This is a genomic window from Cryobacterium sp. PH31-L1 (assembly GCF_030063145.1).
GTDB lineage: Bacteria > Actinomycetota > Actinomycetes > Actinomycetales > Microbacteriaceae > Cryobacterium.
On record NZ_JASISM010000007.1, the window covers coordinates 135,289 to 151,294 of the forward strand.

Consider the following 16,006-nt stretch of genomic DNA (forward strand, 5'->3'; position numbering starts at 1 on the left):
CTGCCAAACATCGATGAACCAGGACGAGGCATGACCGACAGCCCGACACCACGCCGACACACTCGTGAGGACAAGCATCACCAAACGAGCCTGCGCGTGGAACGGAGCGCGGTCAGCCTCGTTCTGGAACACGGTTTCGACAACGTCACCGTGGACATGATCTGCAGCCAAAGCGGCATCTCACAGCGCACCTTCTTCAATTATTTCAAGACCAAGAAAGCCGCCATCATCGGGGCTGAACCGCCCAGCATCGATGAGAGTCGGGCCCGAGAATTCATCGCGGCCCCCGGCGACGATCTGCTGCCCGATGTACTCACCCTGATGAGCGCGATCGGCCCCCGCGAGGGGATCGACGAGCAGCTGTTCACCGACCGGCTGCGCATCTTTGGGGCGCATCCCCAGCTCATGCAGGAACAGATGGAACGGATGACCCGGGTCACCGCCGAAATCATCGAGCTGGTCTCCCTGCGCCTCGGCCGCGGCATTGCCGTGGACGCCGAGAACGACGTCGATCGGGCCTTTCGCCACGGGCAAGCCGAACTGCTTACCCACGCCATGCTCGGCGTCGTGCGCTACATGGCCCTTCAGTGGATTCCGGACTTCGAGCGGCTGAGCAACACCGACGTGAAACCAGCTCAGCGCGACCTGGCGCCGACCTTGGCCGAATCGCTCGACCGAACGCTGACGCTGCTGCGCCGCACGCTCAGCACCCCGGGGCTCTGACCGGCTACTGATCCGATTCCAGCGGGAGCCATTTCAGGAGGGCGGCCCGCAGTTTGGCCAGGTGCAGGGGACGCATGAGGTATTCGTTCATGCCGACCATGCGGGTGTGATCTGCGTCGCCGCGCACCGCGCTGGCGGTCATCGCCAGAATCGGCATGCGGGTACCCGGCGGCTCTGCCGCCCGAATGGCCGCGGCCAGTTCGTAGCCGTTCATCTCCGGCATATGCAGGTCGGTGATCACCAGATCGTAGTTGCCGGTGGTCCACCGCGCGAACGCGAGGGCACCGTTGTCGGTCATATCGGCCTCGTAACCCAGCAGGTTCAGCTGCCAGAGGATGAGCTTCTGGTTCGTCGGGTTGTCTTCGGCCACGAGTATGCGGGTCGCGCCAGGAGTACGACGGGCGGCCCGTGCTTGGTGCGCGGGGGAAACATCCGCTGGCGTCTCGCGCAGCAGCGGGGCTGGCTGCAGAACGTTACGGGTGCGGGAACCGGCCTCGTCTGACGCCGCCTCAACGTCCACCCGTGGCATGAGCCAGTTGATCGCGTCCTGAAGCTCCTGAAAGTGCAGCGGTTTGGTGATGTAGGCGTCGCAACCAGCCTCACGGGCGCGATCCTGGTCGCGCGACATCGCCATCGCGGTCAGTGCTATCACCGGAATCTCTGCGGTGATCGGGTCACTCTTCAACTCGGCAGTGGCGGCGAATCCGTCCATCCCTGGCAGCTGGATGTCCATCAGGATCAGATCCGGCACTTCCAGACGGGCAATCAGGAGGCCGGTCTCGGCGTCGACGGCCTCCAGCGTGGAGTGGCCGGCCCGACTGACGAGCAGGGTGGCCAACTTCATGTTGATGGCATTGTCTTCGATAATCAGGATTCTGGCCATGTGTCACCCCTGAAGTGGGTCGCCCGACGTCAGGGCTCGCTTGACCTCGGCCATGAAAGCCGATCGGTTGAAGTCTTTCGTGCCGAGCACCCGCACGGGCTGACTCGGATCGCTGTCGACCGCTGCAAGTTCCTGTTTGGTGAGCTGTTTTCCGGTGACGACCAGAACGGGAATATGTTCGGTGCTCTCGTCGCTCTGCAATGCCAACACCACCTGGTATCCGCTGAACCCCTCCATCATCAGATTGAGCAGCACGAGGTCGGGATGCAATCTCTGCGCCATCTCGATGGCTTCATTCTTGGTGAAGGCACGCTCCACCGCATACTCCGGTCGGATCAGGAATCGTGCGATCACGTCGACGGTTTCGGGGTCGTCGTCGGCTACGAGCACTCGTCGGGTGCGCAGCGCGTCGGGGCTGAGGCCGAGCACGTTCAGCGACTGCTGCAGCGCGGCCCGGCTGATCGGCTTTTCCAGCACGGCGGCCGCACCGTGGGTCAGAGCGAGACTGATGTCGGTGTCCCCCGCGATGATCACGATGGGTACCGCTGCAAGATCGGAGAACTCGTGCAGTCGAATCAGAAAGCCCCAGCCGTCCATTCCCGGTAGGCGGATGTCGAGGGTGATGAGACTGAGGTGCTGGTGCGGGGCGATCGCGAGGCCTTCCTCCCCGCTGGTCGCCACGATGACTCGAAAGCCCTCAGCTTCGAGCAGCAGCCGAAGCACTTCGGCACCCTTGGCGTCGTCTTCAATGACGAGGGCAACGTGCTTCTCCGACCGCGCCTCGAACTCCTGCTCCGGCCTCGACTTCGCGGCCGCGGCCAGGGAATCCGCGATCGGCTGCCCGGTCGTGGTCGAGTACACCTCGACGTCGAGCGAAGCCGACCCCGCGTTCACTGTCGCTGCGTTTGCAGCGGTGGATGATTGAAACGGATGCGGTTTCGGCCGGTAGGTCGAAGGCTCCGTGGTGTCGGTCGGAGGAATTGCGGCCCCGCCAATGGGTGACTTTTCCGCTCCTTCCGTCGACCACGCCGGCCCTATCCGGTCGCTCGCTCCCAGCGGCAGCCACACCGCGAAGCTTGCACCCTCGCCCTCGGCGCTGGCCACCGCGACAGTCCCGCCCTGCAGCTCCACCATCTGCTTGACCGTGGCCAGTCCGAGTCCCGTTCCCTCAAATCGGCGTGCCAAAGTACTGTCGATCTGGCTGAAAGCCAGAAAGAGTTTCGACATGTCTCCCGAGGAGATGCCCATTCCCGTGTCGATGACTCGAATCTCCAGGAAGTCCGTGACGCCGCTCTTGGGCAGGGGAAAATCATGAACGGGCCAGGAGCCGTCAATCTTTCCGACGGCGCTGCGCGGTACGCGTTGGGCGAGGAGGGTGACCTGACCCTCGTCGGGGGTGAATTTCACCGCGTTCGAGAGCAGGTTGTAGACGATCTGTTTGGTCTTGCGCATGTCAAGCTGCGGAACGCCGAGGTCGTCTGCACCCTCAAATCGAAGCTGAATGCCGTGCGCCGAGGCGCTTTCGCGCACGATCAGCAGGCTTTGTTCCAGCAACGAGTGCACGTCAACGGCCTCCAACTCGATGTCCATCATTCCTGCCTCCACCTTGGACAGGTCGAGGATGTCGTTGATGAGGGCGAGCAGGTGATGACCACTGGTGTAGATATCACCGATATAGTCGCGCTGGGACTCACTCATGTCGCCCATGAGACCGTCTTTCAGAGCTTCGGAGAAACCGATGATCGCGTTCAACGGTGTGCGCAGTTCGTGCGACATGGTGGCCAGAAACTCAGTTTTCATGCGGCTGGCGTGCTCCAGCTCGATGTTGGTTTCCTTGAGCGCCTGCTCGAACCGTTTGCGTTCCGTGACATCGCGGGCGGAGGCGAAAACGCCCTGTACGACCCGATCTCGATCGTAGAACGTTGCCGCGTTGTAGGAGACGTCGGTTTCATCGCCGTTGAGCGCTCGCACGGTGAGCTCGTAGTCGTTGACCCTGTTCTCGGCCAGGGCCCGCCGAATCGCGGTGTCGACTCGGGCATGGTCGGTGAAGAAGTTACGGCAGGGAGCGCCGATCAGTTCGTCCCTGGTGCGACCGGTCAGTTCGACCATCTGTTGGTTGACGTCGGAGATGATGCCCATGGTGTCGGTCATCATCAGCGCATCGATATTCGATTCGATCAGGGAGCGCGTGTAGAACTGCTGATCACGCAGCCGCTGGTCGAGCACGGATTGGGCGATCTCCACCTGTTTGCGCGAGGTATTGTCGGTTCCGATCAGCAGGTAGCCGATAATGGCGGCATCGACGTCCCGCAGCGCGGTCACCGAAACGATTGCCGGAAAACGGCTACCGTCCTTACGCACCTTGGTGAGTTCATAGATGTCTTCAATGCCGCGACTCGCCTTGAAGACGAGAGCCTCAAAACCGGGCTTAATTGTGGTGCCGAACTCCAGGCTGAGCTGGGCTGCTCGCAGAACGATCTCTTCGGGGTCGTGCATCTGGGCCGCTGTGACCTTGTTCACGACTTCCTCGGCGGCGTATCCGAGCATGCGCTGCGCGCCCACATTGAAAATCTGGATCACGCCTTGGGCATCCGTTGCGATGCTGGAGAAGTTGGCACTGTTGAAGATGGCGTCCTGCAGGCTCACGGTCTGCTCCAGCAGGTTCTTCTCTAGCGCGGCAGCTTGGGCGACCGAGCTCTCGCCGCCCGGGAGACTTGCCTCAACGACAACGGTGACATCAGAAGGAACTGGCGGCCGAGAGTGATTCTTGCGGCTGTGGGGTGTCATGTCATCACGCCTTCCGTGATCCATCGATGCGCAGTGAGCGTCACGTAGATGAGACGCTTCACGGAAAGGCTGAAGAGGCACGCGGTCGGCAACTTCGCCTCGCTTGATTGCCGCGAGTCGACCGGGGGAATTTCCCTCGGTTAAATCTATATCATGAAATACCCTCAGATACCCCCTTATTGGGGTAGTCGCGCATGCCCACCCCGTCACAAAAAAAGTTCGGGCTCGGCTTGCGCCGAACCCGAACCCGAAGTGCTGTGGTGATGGGTTAGTAGACCTCGGTCACCACGACCTCGCCGTCGACAACGTTGACCTCAGCGGTGACCGTAAGGTAGTTCTCCTCGGATTCATGGCGGATCTCGGAGGAGAATCCGTAGTTTACGTCGTACGCCATGGTTACGACACCGTAGGTGTCGGTGCTGACCGTCAAACCACCCTCTTCATAGGACAGATCCACCGTGAGGTCGGGCGCCGTTACGAGGGTGTAGACCACGTTGGAGTAGTAAGAAGAGATGTACCCCAGGTACGGGCAGTCGTCCGACGCGGCCTCGCCCGCGGCGAGGCAGGTCGTGATGAGTGTATTGACGGCTTCCAGTGCGGCGGCTTCGTACTCTGCGGTTGGAGTGGCCGTGAACTCGTCGTCACTCGATACGAACTCCCCGGAGCCGCCGAGCAGCCCGCTCACGACATAGGTCACGGATGATTCTTCGAAATAGTCGGTGGCGGGCATGGCCACTTCGTAGGTGCCGGGGAAAGCCGGCAGGTTCAGCCCGCCGTCCTGTGTCGTCCCGACCGACGTACCGTTCGCCTCGAGGTCGACATCGCCCATTCTGGACGGCAAGTAGACATCGATCTGGCCCGGCTCGGCGTTCAGAATGGACCACTTATCGGCGATCAGCCAGGCGGTGCTCGTGCGGGTGAGTTTCAGCACGGCAGAATCGGCGACTCCGCCCTGTTTGAAGTGCACCTCGATCTGGGCGACATCTCCAACAATGCTGACGTCCGAGATGGCGGCATCTTCGATGCGATCGGTTGCCAGCCCAAAGATGTCGTTGGAGAGCAGGCCGTCACCGGCATCCGCTGACGACCCCAGCAGCTTCAGAGCCGTCGTAGCGTTGCCCTTTTCCAAGGCATCCAGGTAGGCGGTTGCGACATTCTGCGGGCCGAACACCGAGGAACGCACGATGCCGCCTGCCACGCTGCCAGCAATGATGAGCAGTACAGCGGCACCGACGATGATGGCACCGATCTTGACTCGCTTGGCAGTGGCCGGCGACATGGTGGTGGTCGCGAACGGAAGCGGTGCCGCACCCGGCTGCCCACCCGCGGCGGGAAAGGCGCTGGCAGCGGCAGCGCTGGCGGGATCGATGCTGTACGGCATCCCCGCAGAGGCAACAGGCGCGCCAGCTGCAGCGGGCACGAGCGGTGCCGTCGGGACGACGGGCAGCAGGCGCTCCTGACCCGAGAGCTTAACCAGGACGCCAATGGTCCCTGGCGTTGCATAAGCCAGGACAACCGGCGCGACGAAGCGCGTCAGGGCCTCAATCGCAGCACCCCAGATGGCGAAGATCAGAAAAGTCCACGCAGCGGGGCCGAACGTTCCCGAGGCCGAGGCCCTTTCGGGGGCGGTCATCGACGCCGTGAACAATGCGCTGCCGAGCAGCTGGAGAATCAAGCCGAATACCACGTACGTGGCGATGGTGGCCAACCACGACGCGGGGGCCGGGAGTACGCGGTTGCGACGAACCGCGAGCAACAGCGAGGCGACAACCGCCAGAATGACGGCGAGCAGAACGATGAGCCAGATAAAACCGGTGACTCCCTCGGTGAACACGGAAATGCTCTGCTGAGGCTGTTGGTCGGACGCGCCGCCCAGGCCGGATAGCGCGCGCTCCAGGTCGCTCAGGTCTGCGGAGAAGGCGCCCAGCAGACCGATCACGACGGCGTTGATAGCGATGGTGAACAAGAATACGGGGAGCACACCGACGAATTCGTCGGCTTCAGAAAGCGGAGTCAGAACGGCCAGCACGACCGCCATGACAGCGATGAACGTGCCGAGGTGCAGGGCCGCAATGCGCACGGTGCCCCACGGCAGCCAGGTTGCGCGAGCGACCAGGCGTGACCATCCGTCTGTGGCCTGCAAACGAGCCACATACGAAACGGCGAATCCAAGGACGAGTGCACCCAGGAAGGAACCGACGGATGCCGCGGAGGTGGAGCCGACAGGAATGTCCAACTCCAGGTCGGGGAACTGCACGGGCAGCACGGCCGCCAGCACTGTTGTCCCAATAGCGAGCGTGAGCCCGGACACGGCCGACAGGATGAGGGCCGAGGATGTCTGCCAAACCCCGCGCCCAACGAAACGACTGGACAGATAGATTCCGGCCAGCAGAGCGGCGAGCACTAACAGCGGCAATGCCCCGACGCTGACACTGCCGGAGAAGACGACGAAGAAGTCAACTTCTGCCGACGCACCCAGCTGGCCAAACATCGCCATGGCGACCAACTGCACCGGGCCGGATACAAGCCAGCCGGCCGAGAACATCTCCCAGCCGGTGAGAAGCCCGGTCAGGGCGACCGTCAGGAGTGCGACCACGAACGCCACTCCGTATCCGATTCCAGCGGATGCGATGGCTCCCCGCCACGCGCGCGGCGCGATCGTGGAGAACACGTTCGGAGCGCTCGGCCCCTGGGCCAGGGGCCGGCCCACTGGTAGGGCGTAAGGATTTTCCTGTGTCGGCGCTGCCTGAGTAGGAGCGGCCTGGTCTGGAGCGGGCTGAGTAGGAGCGGCCTGGTCTGGAGCGGGCGGAGTCGGCGCGGGCGGAGTCGGTGGCATCGATCCAGGCTGGAACGGATTCGGTGGCGTGGACGGCGGCGTGTTTTCAAGCGACATAAATGTCGTAATCTCCCCAAGATTGATGTGTGTCGACGGGCACAGGGTGAACATCACCTGTGCATTCCATGAGAAACTCATGGCAGTATGAGCCTATTGCACACAAAATACGTCGCTGACCGGTAAATCCGACGCTCGATCGGCCAACTCGCCGGCGCATTTCTCGGACGGCCTGATAAAACCTCTCGCTGCTCTCCGTTCACCAAGTCAGACTAGGGATGCGCTATCGCTGGCGGACGGCGCTGAATCGAAGTCGTGGATCCGCTCAAGCGCCCCATCCGGCCTGGCTGCCGCCGACGCGCTCAGCGGAAATCTTCGCCTGATACCCGGATGCTGCATACGCCGTCATCGGGTCGGCCGGGAGACCCCGGCTCTCCCGCCAGGCGGCGAGCGAGGGGCGAACGTCTGTGTAGAAGGCATCCATCAGAATGCCGTTGGCTCCGAGCACATCGCCGGCGTTCTGGGCCAGGGTCAGGGCACCCTGATCGACGAGCAGCGCGCGGGCGGTCATCTCCTGCACGTTCAGCACCGAGCGAATCTGCCCGGGGATCTTGTCTTCGACGTTGTGGCACTGATCGAGCATGAATGCCACGGTCGATTCCGGGCCGTAGCCGCCGCCGCGAATGACCTCGTAGAGAATGCGGAACAGCTGGAACGGGTCGGCCGCACCGACGATGAGGTCGTCGTCGGCGTAGAACCGCGAGTTGAAGTCGAAGGAGCCGAGCTTGCCGAGGCGCAGCAGCTGGGCGACGATGAATTCAATATTGGTGCCAGGAGCGTGATGGCCGGTGTCGAGGCAGACGCTGGCTTTCTCACCGAGCGCGACCACCTGCGCGTAGCTGGTTCCCCAGTCGGGTACATCGGTGTGGTAGAACGCGGGCTCGAAGAACTTGTATTCGAGCACGAGACGGTGGTCGTCGCCGAGGCGGGCGTAGATGGCGGCGAGTGACTCGGCGAGCCGGTCCTGGCGACCGCGGATATCGCCCTGGCCGGGGTAATTGGTGCCGTCGGCCAGCCAGATCTTGAGGTCGGTCGACCCGGTCTGGTGCATGATATCGATGCACTCGAAGTGATGGTCGATGGCCTTCTGGCGCGTCGCCGCGTTGGTGTGAGTGAGGCTGCCGAACTTGTAGGCGTCGTCCTGAAAGGTGTTGGAGTTGACGGTGCCGAGCGTGACACCTTGGTCGACGGCGAACGCCCGCAATGTCGAATAGTCTTCGACCTTGTCCCACGGAATGTGCAGGGCGATCTTGGGTGCGAGACCGGTGTACTGGTTGACCGTGGCGGCATCACAGATCTTCTCTTCGATGGTGCGCGGGGTGCCCGGCGTTCCGAACACCTTGAACCGGGTTCCGGAATTACCGAACGCCCAGGAGGGCAACTCGATGGCCTGCTGCGCAAGAAGCGGCTCGATCGAAGCGAAAGTGGTCATGAGGTGATCCTGTTCTCTTGGAGGGTGTTGAGCTTGGTCGTCAAGGTGTCAGCGGAACGTTGTAGCTGAGCAGCGCGGTGCCTTGCGTCGTCCAGGACACCGTCGTGATGCCTACATTGAGCACTGCGGGGAAGACCGCGCGGTAGCGGTCTGCCGGAATCCCCAATGCGCGACAGAGAATGAGGCGCATAAGGGTCGAATGCATGACAACGAGCGCCGTTCCAGCAGGATGCTTGGCGGCGATCGCCGCGAGGGCAGTCCAGGCTCGCTCGGCGGCGTCGACCCCCGGCTCGGCCCCCGGCAGCGGGGATGTACCCGGATGTTCGACGAATCGGGCGGCTTCTTCGGGAAACGATGCCCTCATTTCTGCAGAGGTCAGCCCCTCTCCCCGCCCAAAGTCGACTTCACGCAGCGCGGGAACGACGCTGAGAGGGAGCCCGAGCGCCATCGCCGATGGAGTAGCGGTGATCACGGCGCGCGACAGGTCGGAGGCGTAGACCGCGTCGATCGGCTGCCCCTGGGCCCAGCGTGCAAGATCTTCGGCCTGGGCGATACCGAGCTCGGTGAGCGCGACATTTGAACTTCCGACGTAGCGATTTTCGGCGTGCCACGCTGTCTCGCCGTGACGCACGAGAAACAGGGTCGTCACGGTGTGATCCAGTTCTTCGAGCCGAGTTCGGCGACGAATCTGTCGTAGCGATCGTTCCAGAGCGCCGCCGGAGCGGAGCGCGGCTCGACGACCCGCCCAACGATCGACATGCGCGAGGCGGTTTCGGGCAGAGAGCTTCCGGCTGTTCCCGCCCACGCGGCCAGGACAGCCATGCCAATCGACCCCTCGGACAATCGCGGAATACTGATCGTGCGTCCGAGCAGATCGGCACGAAGTTGGGTCCACCATTCGTTGTACGTGCCTCCCCCGGACGAACTCAATGTGCCGTCGACGGCGGCAGCGCGAGCCATCATCTCCAGACTGAGGCGTTCGACGCAGGCGGTACCCAGCATGATCGAGGCGAGGAGAAGGTCTGGGTCGAGCAGAGTTGCGGCTGCGCTGAGGCTGTAGTCAATCCCGTCAACGGTGACGAACCCGTGAGCATCGGGGCGGATCACGGGGAAGCGCTCACCGGTACCGGCCAGAGGATAACTCGTCGGAATCGATGAGAGCCGGTGCCCCAGGCCGCTCAGGCGCGCGGATGCCCCCGCCAGGTTGATGGAGGGTAGCGCGGCGGTGATCGCTCCGGCACCGACGCTCGAGGCACCGCCCGGAAACCACAGTCCGTCGTGGGGCGCGCGATGCGAGTAGACCGCTCCGCCGTCGTCGATGATGATGCGGTCGGACACCCCCTTGAGCACCATGGTGGTCCCGATCGTGGTGTGCCAGTCACCCAGGCCAAGAGTTGCTGCGCTGAGTTGCGCGGCACAGCCGTCGGTCATTCCGGCGAAGACGGGAATGCCGACGGGCAACCCGGTCACGTCGGCCCACGATGCCCCCGATCGGCCGAGCTCCGTGCCGGGAGCGACGACGCTCGGCAACTGGTCGGGGTCGATGCCGAGTGCGCTGAGGGCGCAGACGGGCCATTCCAGTGCAAGTAGGTCGTATCCCGATTTAAGGGAGTGACTCCAGTCAGACGCGACACGCGTTCCGACGATTGCGGATGCCAGCACGTCGGCTTGGTGGGCGACCCAGCGATTCTTGGGAAGCAAGCCGTTGCGCGCGAGCCAGGCAATCTTCGGCAGGGCCCAGGTCGGCTGAATTTTGTAGCCCAGTCGCGCCCAGCGCGCCGGGTCAGACAGGTTGGCTTCCGCTCCGATCGCTCCAGCCCTGGCGTCGTCGTACATGAGGCCGGTCGAACACGGCCGACCCGCGGCATCCACTGTTGTGATGGTGCCGGAGGTTGCGCAGATGGATACCCCCGCGATGCGGGCTACGGACGTGGACGCTAGTGACGCCAGTGCCACGGCCAGCGCTGACCCGGCATGGTTGATCCAATCCTGCGGATCCTGTTCGTGTCTGTCACCCGTTCTCCGACTCACCAGGGGCGCAGCGGATGACGCGGCGACATGCCCCTCATCGTCGACGATGGATACCTTCGCACTCTGAGTGCCGAGATCGATGCCGATCCACAGCGCTGTCATCGCCACTCTGGACCTGTTCCAACCGGCATCAGGCGGTGCCTGCAAGGTTCTTGCGGCGCTCGGCCATGTCCGTGCGCTCGAAGTAGTGTGCCACGGTGTCGTCGCCGAGGCCGATCACCCCACCGATCGACAGCGCCTGCACGCGGGTTCGGGCACCCTTGACGGTCATGAGGGTGATCGCCTCAACGGCCTCTGCGCTACCTCCGATCGCGACAATGCCATGATTGCCCAAAAGTACGACCGATGGCAGCTCGCCCCGCGTCGCCACGTAGTCACGCAGACGTTGAAGGAAGAGCCGGCCGAGCGCGATACCGGGTGCCGCGTACGGCACGAAGAGGGGGGTACCGATGACGACGGCCTCGTCGGAATAGACCCACTGCGCGAACGCCGACTCCGCGTGCACGCTTGCGAGCAGACCGAGCACCGATGTCGGATGGGTGTGCGCGACATAGGCGGTGGGCTGCACCGACTGCACTGCTACGTGCACGAGCGTCTCGATCGACGCGCGCCGCCTCGTCCCGGTATGCTCACCAGTGTCGAGCATCTCGGTGAGGTCCTCCTGGGTCGAGGTGGGGTCATCCATCAGGTCGATGAGAGGTTGAACGTCGGTGACGACGAAGTCGTCACGAGTCACCGTAGACATATAGGCGCCCGATGCCTTCACGACGATTCGACCATCGGCGAGGCGCCGGGAGGTGTTGCCCTCGGCCAGGATCACTAAGTCTTTGGCGGGCTCGCCCAGGGAATGAGTCAGGGCGACGAGATCGTCGGTTACAAGTTCGGGTTGCCAGCTGGTAACCATGGGGTCTCCTTATGGGTCAAGAGTGAGCGACAGCTCAGTTGTCAGAGCGCATCGGGCGTGGGGCCGCGCTCGACGCGCGGGCGACAAGTTCGGGGACCAGCAGTTCGTGGTGGTGCGCATGGGCCTCGCCACGGTCGATCTCGTCGAGGAGCAGGCGCACTGCTTGCCGGCCCATTTCTTCACGCGGCTGACGGACGGTCGTAAGAGGAACAGTGGCTGCTTCCGACCAGGACAGATCGTCAAAACCCACGATCGAGACATCGTCGGGAACGCGGATGCCGCGGTGTGCGAACTCGAGGAGCACGCCGAGCGCGGTGAGGTCGTTGCCGCACATGATCGCGGTCGGCAGTTCGGCGGTGGCCCGTGCGGCGAGCGCTGCGCCTGCCATTCGTCCATCGGTGATTCGCCAGGAGTCGGTAGGGACCCGCTCGGGCAAAACATCAACTTCAGCGAGCGTCGCGGCGAAGCCATCGAACCGACGATTGGCCTGCAAACTGCTGGCGAAGTTGCCGACGAAGGCGACGTTACGGTGGCCGAGCTCAATCAGATGCTCGCCAGCCAGCCGACCTCCCGCGACATCGTCGGTCTTGACCCAGCAACGCTCGGTCTCCTCGTTTACGCGGTCCACGTAAACGAGGGGGATATCGCGGGCATCGAGGCGCTCGACCGTCGCAGCGAGGGCGCGCACCGGCGCGATCATGATGCCGTGAACGCGCTGCTGCACGAGCAGGTCGAGGTTGTCCTGTTCACGCGCGACATCGTCGCCGTTGTGCACAATAACCACCCCCACACCGAGTGACTTTGCTTCGGCTTCGGCACCCAGGGCGACGTCGACGAAAAACGGATTGACCAGATCGGCCAGGGCGAGCCCCAGGGTGCGCTGGCGACCGGCAGGGTACTTGCGGGCCCGTTGGATGGGGGTGAAACCCAGATGGGCGATTGCCGCCAGAACGCGGTCCCGAGTCTGGGGGGCGACGTAGCCGGGACGATTGAGGACGTTACTGACGGTGCCCGCCGAGACGCCCGCATATTTTGCGACATCGTGAATGGTCGCCATCGTCTTCCTCCATCCTGCTGGGGACGGGTGGAGCCTGCAACGAAGAACGTTGCAGGCTCCACCCCCTGTGTGGATTCAGCTCGACCCGGGTGGAGTCAGCTGTCAGCTCGCTTAGAACGAGAAGTCACCGACGTTGGACTTGTCGAACACGAACATCGGGCCGAGAACGACCTCTCCCCCGGTGCCGACAGCGAAGTCTCCAAGCTTTCCAGCGGTGAACTTGTCGCCCTCCTTGCCTGTGATCGTGCCCTGAGTGAGTGCGTCCGCGGCGTAGGTGGCCAGGTACCCCAGGTCCTCAGGATTCCAGAGACCGAACTGCTCGATGATGCCGCTCGTGACATAAGTCGCCATCTCGCTCGGCAGACCGAGGCCAGTGACCCACACTTTGCCCTGGAACTGCGGGGTGTCAGACAGGTAGTGTGCTGCTTCCTTCACCGACACCGTGTCCGGAGCGATGATGGCTTTGAGATCCGGAATGCTCTGCATGAGTCCCTGAGCTGCCTGGTAGGCCTTCTGGTCAACGTCTTCACCGTATGCAACCTGGGCGATCGTGATCTCCGGGTGTTCCTTCTCGATGAGAGCAGTCATCGCATCGACCCAGGCGTTGAGGTTTGCTGCGTTGGCACCACCGGAGAGGATTGCGATGGTACCTCCGGCCGTTCCGAGGTGCTTCGAGGTCAGGTCGACCAGTCCCTGGGCGATGCCATCGACCGTGGCCTGGTTGATGAAGATGTCGCGGCAGTCCGTGTCGGTGTCGAAGGCAACGACCTTGACGCCAGCGTCCTGTGCCGCCTTTAGATCGTTGCAAACGGCAGCCGGGTCGTTCGCCGCGATGGCGATCGCCTTCTGGCCGGTCTGGATCGCCGTTTGGATGAACGGAACCTGATCGGCCGAACCGGTCGAGGTCGGACCGACCTCGGAGAAGTCAAGGCCGAGTTCGTCCGCAGCTGCTTTAGCACCCTTGTCGGAGGCCTCGAAGTACTTGTTGCCAAGGCTCTTGGGGATAACGGTCAAGCTTCCGGCGCCAGCGGCGTCGGTCCCGGTGGAGCCGCCCGTGGGTGCGGCGCAGCCGGCCAGCAGCACCGACGCGGCCGCGATGGCCACGGCGATGGATGCAGCGCGCCTGTGCGCCGACTTACTGAATGTGAAATTCACTGTTTTGCCTTCCTAGTGGTTGCTTGGTACAGATTTCGGATTAGGGATTGCCCGGTGCTTTTCAACGCCTGCCGCGATCACGGAGGCCTTCGACCGCCGCCGCCGCGAGATGAATCCCGCAATACCGGCGACAACGACGGAGAAGATTAGGGTGGCGCCAGTGACGATGCTTATCGTGTCGGAGCCGATACCGGCGAGCTGCAGCGTCTTGTTCAGCGTTGCGATCAGCACGCCGCCGGCCAGTGCCCCGAGTATTGAGCCGCGGCCGCCCCAAATCGAGACGCCGCCCAGCACAATGGCTGTCACGACCTGCAACTCAAAACCAAGGCCGTTCGTTCCAATCGCATTGCTGTACTGCAGCGTGTAGTACACACCGGTCGCCGACGCGACCAGCCCGCTGAGAACGAACAGAATGAGCCGTGTGCGATTGACCCGAACGCCCGAGAACGCGGCCGTCTCGGAGCTCAATCCGATGGCGAATACACCGCGTCCAAACGGAGTGAGGTGCAATAGCACCGCGAAACCGATCGCGACCACGATGATCGCCACGGTCACCATCGGAACTGGAGCACCGACGAACAGCGGAGCGCCGATGAACTGCGTGACCTCACTAGGAAAACCCGTGATCGCCGTAGTGCCAAGCAGCCCGACGGCGATGCCGCGAAACAGCGCCAAAGTGCCGATGGTGACCGCCAGGCTCGGCAATCCGACGACCGTCACGAGCACGCCGTTGAGGAGGCCCACCAAGCCACCGCCAACGACCGCGACCCCGGCGGCTAGTGGAAGGGGAACTCCAGCGTGAAAGCTCAACCCGAATATGGCACTTGAGAAGCCGACCACACTGCCGACTGACAGATCAATGTCGCCGGTGATGATGATCAGGGTCACCGGCAACAGCATGAGCAGGATCGGCGCGGAGTTCAGGATCATCGTCAGGTAGGTATACGGCTGAGCAAAATACGGCACCGTGGTGATGGCAAAGATGATCAGCAGGATGATGGCCAGGACGATTGCCGTCTCTGTACGCAGCAGCATCCGGCGCCACAGCGGGTGGCTGTGCCTGCGGTACTGTGCGGCAGCACTACCTACGGCGTTGGTTGTGATCGTTACGGTGTCGGCTCTCATGTCGCAGTCCCCTTTCTCTTCGCCCGGCGAATGCGGGTGATGAACACAATGCGGTCGAGCAGGATGGCGCCGACAATCAACACACCGACGATCGACTGCTGCCAGAGGCTCGGCACTCCGAGAACGGGAAGCGCGTTGCTGATGGTGGCGAGAAAAAAAGCGCCCAGTGCGACGCCCCAGATCGTGCCGGACCCGCCGACGATGGCGACTCCGCCCACCACGGCTGCCGCTACAGCCTGCAGCTCATATCCGGTACCGACCTGCGCATCACCGGTCGCGAAGATCGCGAGGTAGACGAGCCCGCCGAGACCGGCAAGGGCGCCGCTCGCTACGAAGGCTGTGACTGTCAGACGACGCTCGCCGAGCCCGAACAGCGTGGCTGCCTCGGGGTTGGAACCGAGCGCGTACAGGTCGCGGCCCACCCGCCGACTCGTCATGAACCATCCGATCAGCAAGACGATGATCGCGACAACGATCAGCAATACCGGAATGCCCAGGAACTGCAAGGTACCGAACGAGCGGTACTCGTCGGGCAACCAGCTGGATCGAATAAAGTGCGGGCCGATCCAGAGGATCGCGATCCCCCGGTAGGTGTACAGCGTGCCCAGAGTGATAACCAGCGATGGCACTCTGAGGAAGGCGACCAGCAAGCCGTTGACGAGTCCCAGAACGGCGCCGAGGAGGATGCCGCTCAGGATTACCAGAGGTATCGGGATACCCGGAAAGTTGGAGAATAAGCTCCCGGCCGCGTACGCCGAGAGGCACAGGATCGAGCCGACCGACAAGTCGATGTTGCGGGTGATGATCACGATCGCCTCGCCGAGAGCGATGAGGATCAGAATCGTCGGCTGCCGAAGCAGCTCACGCCATCCGCCGTCGCTGAAGAGGAACCCTGGTTGCGTCACACTGGTCAGCGCCACGAGCGCGAAGATCATCACGATCAGGCCGACCTCACGGGCGCGGAGGATCCTGCCCAACAATGAACTCCGTCGTTGGCTAACCGGGACGGTGTGCGT

Annotated in this window: 12 protein-coding genes; 1 reads left to right on the forward strand and 11 read right to left on the reverse strand. The window is 63.1% G+C overall.

Going from position 1 to position 16,006, the window contains the following annotated elements; all coding sequences use genetic code 11:
• The first annotated feature begins 30 nt into the window (after positions 1-30).
• Positions 31-723: a TetR family transcriptional regulator gene (locus tag QMF22_RS14800; RefSeq protein ID WP_283454964.1), complete on the forward strand. Its 693-nt coding sequence runs from the start codon at positions 31-33 to the stop codon at positions 721-723.
• A gap of 4 nt (positions 724-727) precedes the next feature.
• Here QMF22_RS14800 and QMF22_RS14805 read toward each other — a convergent pair whose 3' ends face one another.
• The 11 genes from QMF22_RS14805 to QMF22_RS14855 form a co-directional block, all read right to left on the reverse strand.
• Complete coding sequence (locus QMF22_RS14805) at positions 728-1,606, reverse strand: response regulator (protein WP_283454966.1); 879 nt, start codon at positions 1,604-1,606, stop codon at positions 728-730.
• A 3-nt stretch (positions 1,607-1,609) separates the two neighbouring features.
• Positions 1,610-4,393, reverse strand: coding sequence for a hybrid sensor histidine kinase/response regulator (locus QMF22_RS14810; RefSeq protein WP_283454968.1), 2,784 nt, complete (start codon positions 4,391-4,393; stop codon positions 1,610-1,612).
• Positions 4,394-4,661: 268 nt separating this feature from the next.
• Positions 4,662-7,103, reverse strand: coding sequence for a hypothetical protein (locus QMF22_RS14815; protein WP_283454970.1), 2,442 nt, complete (start codon positions 7,101-7,103; stop codon positions 4,662-4,664).
• A gap of 448 nt (positions 7,104-7,551) precedes the next feature.
• A complete protein-coding gene (gene rhaI, locus QMF22_RS14820) occupies positions 7,552-8,718 on the reverse strand; it encodes an L-rhamnose isomerase (protein WP_283454972.1) in 1,167 nt (388 codons plus the stop codon).
• Positions 8,719-8,758: 40 nt separating this feature from the next.
• The gene (locus QMF22_RS14825; RefSeq protein WP_283454974.1) at positions 8,759-9,367 is read right to left on the reverse strand and encodes a histidine phosphatase family protein; all 609 of its coding nucleotides are present in this window, start codon (positions 9,365-9,367) and stop codon (positions 8,759-8,761) included.
• Complete coding sequence (locus QMF22_RS14830) at positions 9,364-10,851, reverse strand: FGGY-family carbohydrate kinase (RefSeq protein ID WP_283454976.1); 1,488 nt, start codon at positions 10,849-10,851, stop codon at positions 9,364-9,366. The genes QMF22_RS14825 and QMF22_RS14830 overlap by 4 nt, the downstream gene beginning before the upstream one ends.
• Before the next feature lie 28 nt (positions 10,852-10,879).
• Complete coding sequence (locus QMF22_RS14835; RefSeq protein WP_283454978.1) at positions 10,880-11,653, reverse strand: class II aldolase/adducin family protein; 774 nt, start codon at positions 11,651-11,653, stop codon at positions 10,880-10,882.
• A gap of 34 nt (positions 11,654-11,687) precedes the next feature.
• A complete protein-coding gene (locus tag QMF22_RS14840; protein WP_283454980.1) occupies positions 11,688-12,710 on the reverse strand; it encodes a LacI family DNA-binding transcriptional regulator in 1,023 nt (340 codons plus the stop codon).
• A 111-nt stretch (positions 12,711-12,821) separates the two neighbouring features.
• Entirely contained in the window at positions 12,822-13,865 is a 1,044-nt protein-coding gene (locus QMF22_RS14845; protein ID WP_283454982.1) for a rhamnose ABC transporter substrate-binding protein, read from the reverse strand.
• Positions 13,866-13,877: 12 nt separating this feature from the next.
• Complete coding sequence (locus QMF22_RS14850) at positions 13,878-14,990, reverse strand: ABC transporter permease (protein WP_283454985.1); 1,113 nt, start codon at positions 14,988-14,990, stop codon at positions 13,878-13,880.
• Positions 14,987-15,967 carry an ABC transporter permease gene (locus QMF22_RS14855; protein ID WP_283454987.1) on the reverse strand — a complete coding sequence of 327 codons (981 nt, stop codon included), beginning with the start codon at positions 15,965-15,967 and terminating at the stop codon, positions 14,987-14,989. Before QMF22_RS14855 ends, QMF22_RS14850 begins: the two co-directional genes overlap by 4 nt.
• Positions 15,968-16,006: the final 39 nt, after the last annotated feature.

Coding starts and splice junctions, on each gene's coding strand:
- QMF22_RS14800 (WP_283454964.1), top strand. CDS start 31: ATGACCGACAGCCCGACACCACGCCGACACACTCGTGAGGACAAGCAT.
- QMF22_RS14805 (WP_283454966.1), bottom strand. CDS start 1,606: ATGGCCAGAATCCTGATTATCGAAGACAATGCCATCAACATGAAGTTG.
- QMF22_RS14810 (WP_283454968.1), bottom strand. CDS start 4,393: ATGACACCCCACAGCCGCAAGAATCACTCTCGGCCGCCAGTTCCTTCT.
- rhaI (WP_283454972.1), bottom strand. CDS start 8,718: ATGACCACTTTCGCTTCGATCGAGCCGCTTCTTGCGCAGCAGGCCATC.
- QMF22_RS14830 (WP_283454976.1), bottom strand. CDS start 10,851: ATGACAGCGCTGTGGATCGGCATCGATCTCGGCACTCAGAGTGCGAAG.
- QMF22_RS14835 (WP_283454978.1), bottom strand. CDS start 11,653: ATGGTTACCAGCTGGCAACCCGAACTTGTAACCGACGATCTCGTCGCC.
- QMF22_RS14840 (WP_283454980.1), bottom strand. CDS start 12,710: ATGGCGACCATTCACGATGTCGCAAAATATGCGGGCGTCTCGGCGGGC.
- QMF22_RS14850 (WP_283454985.1), bottom strand. CDS start 14,990: ATGAGAGCCGACACCGTAACGATCACAACCAACGCCGTAGGTAGTGCT.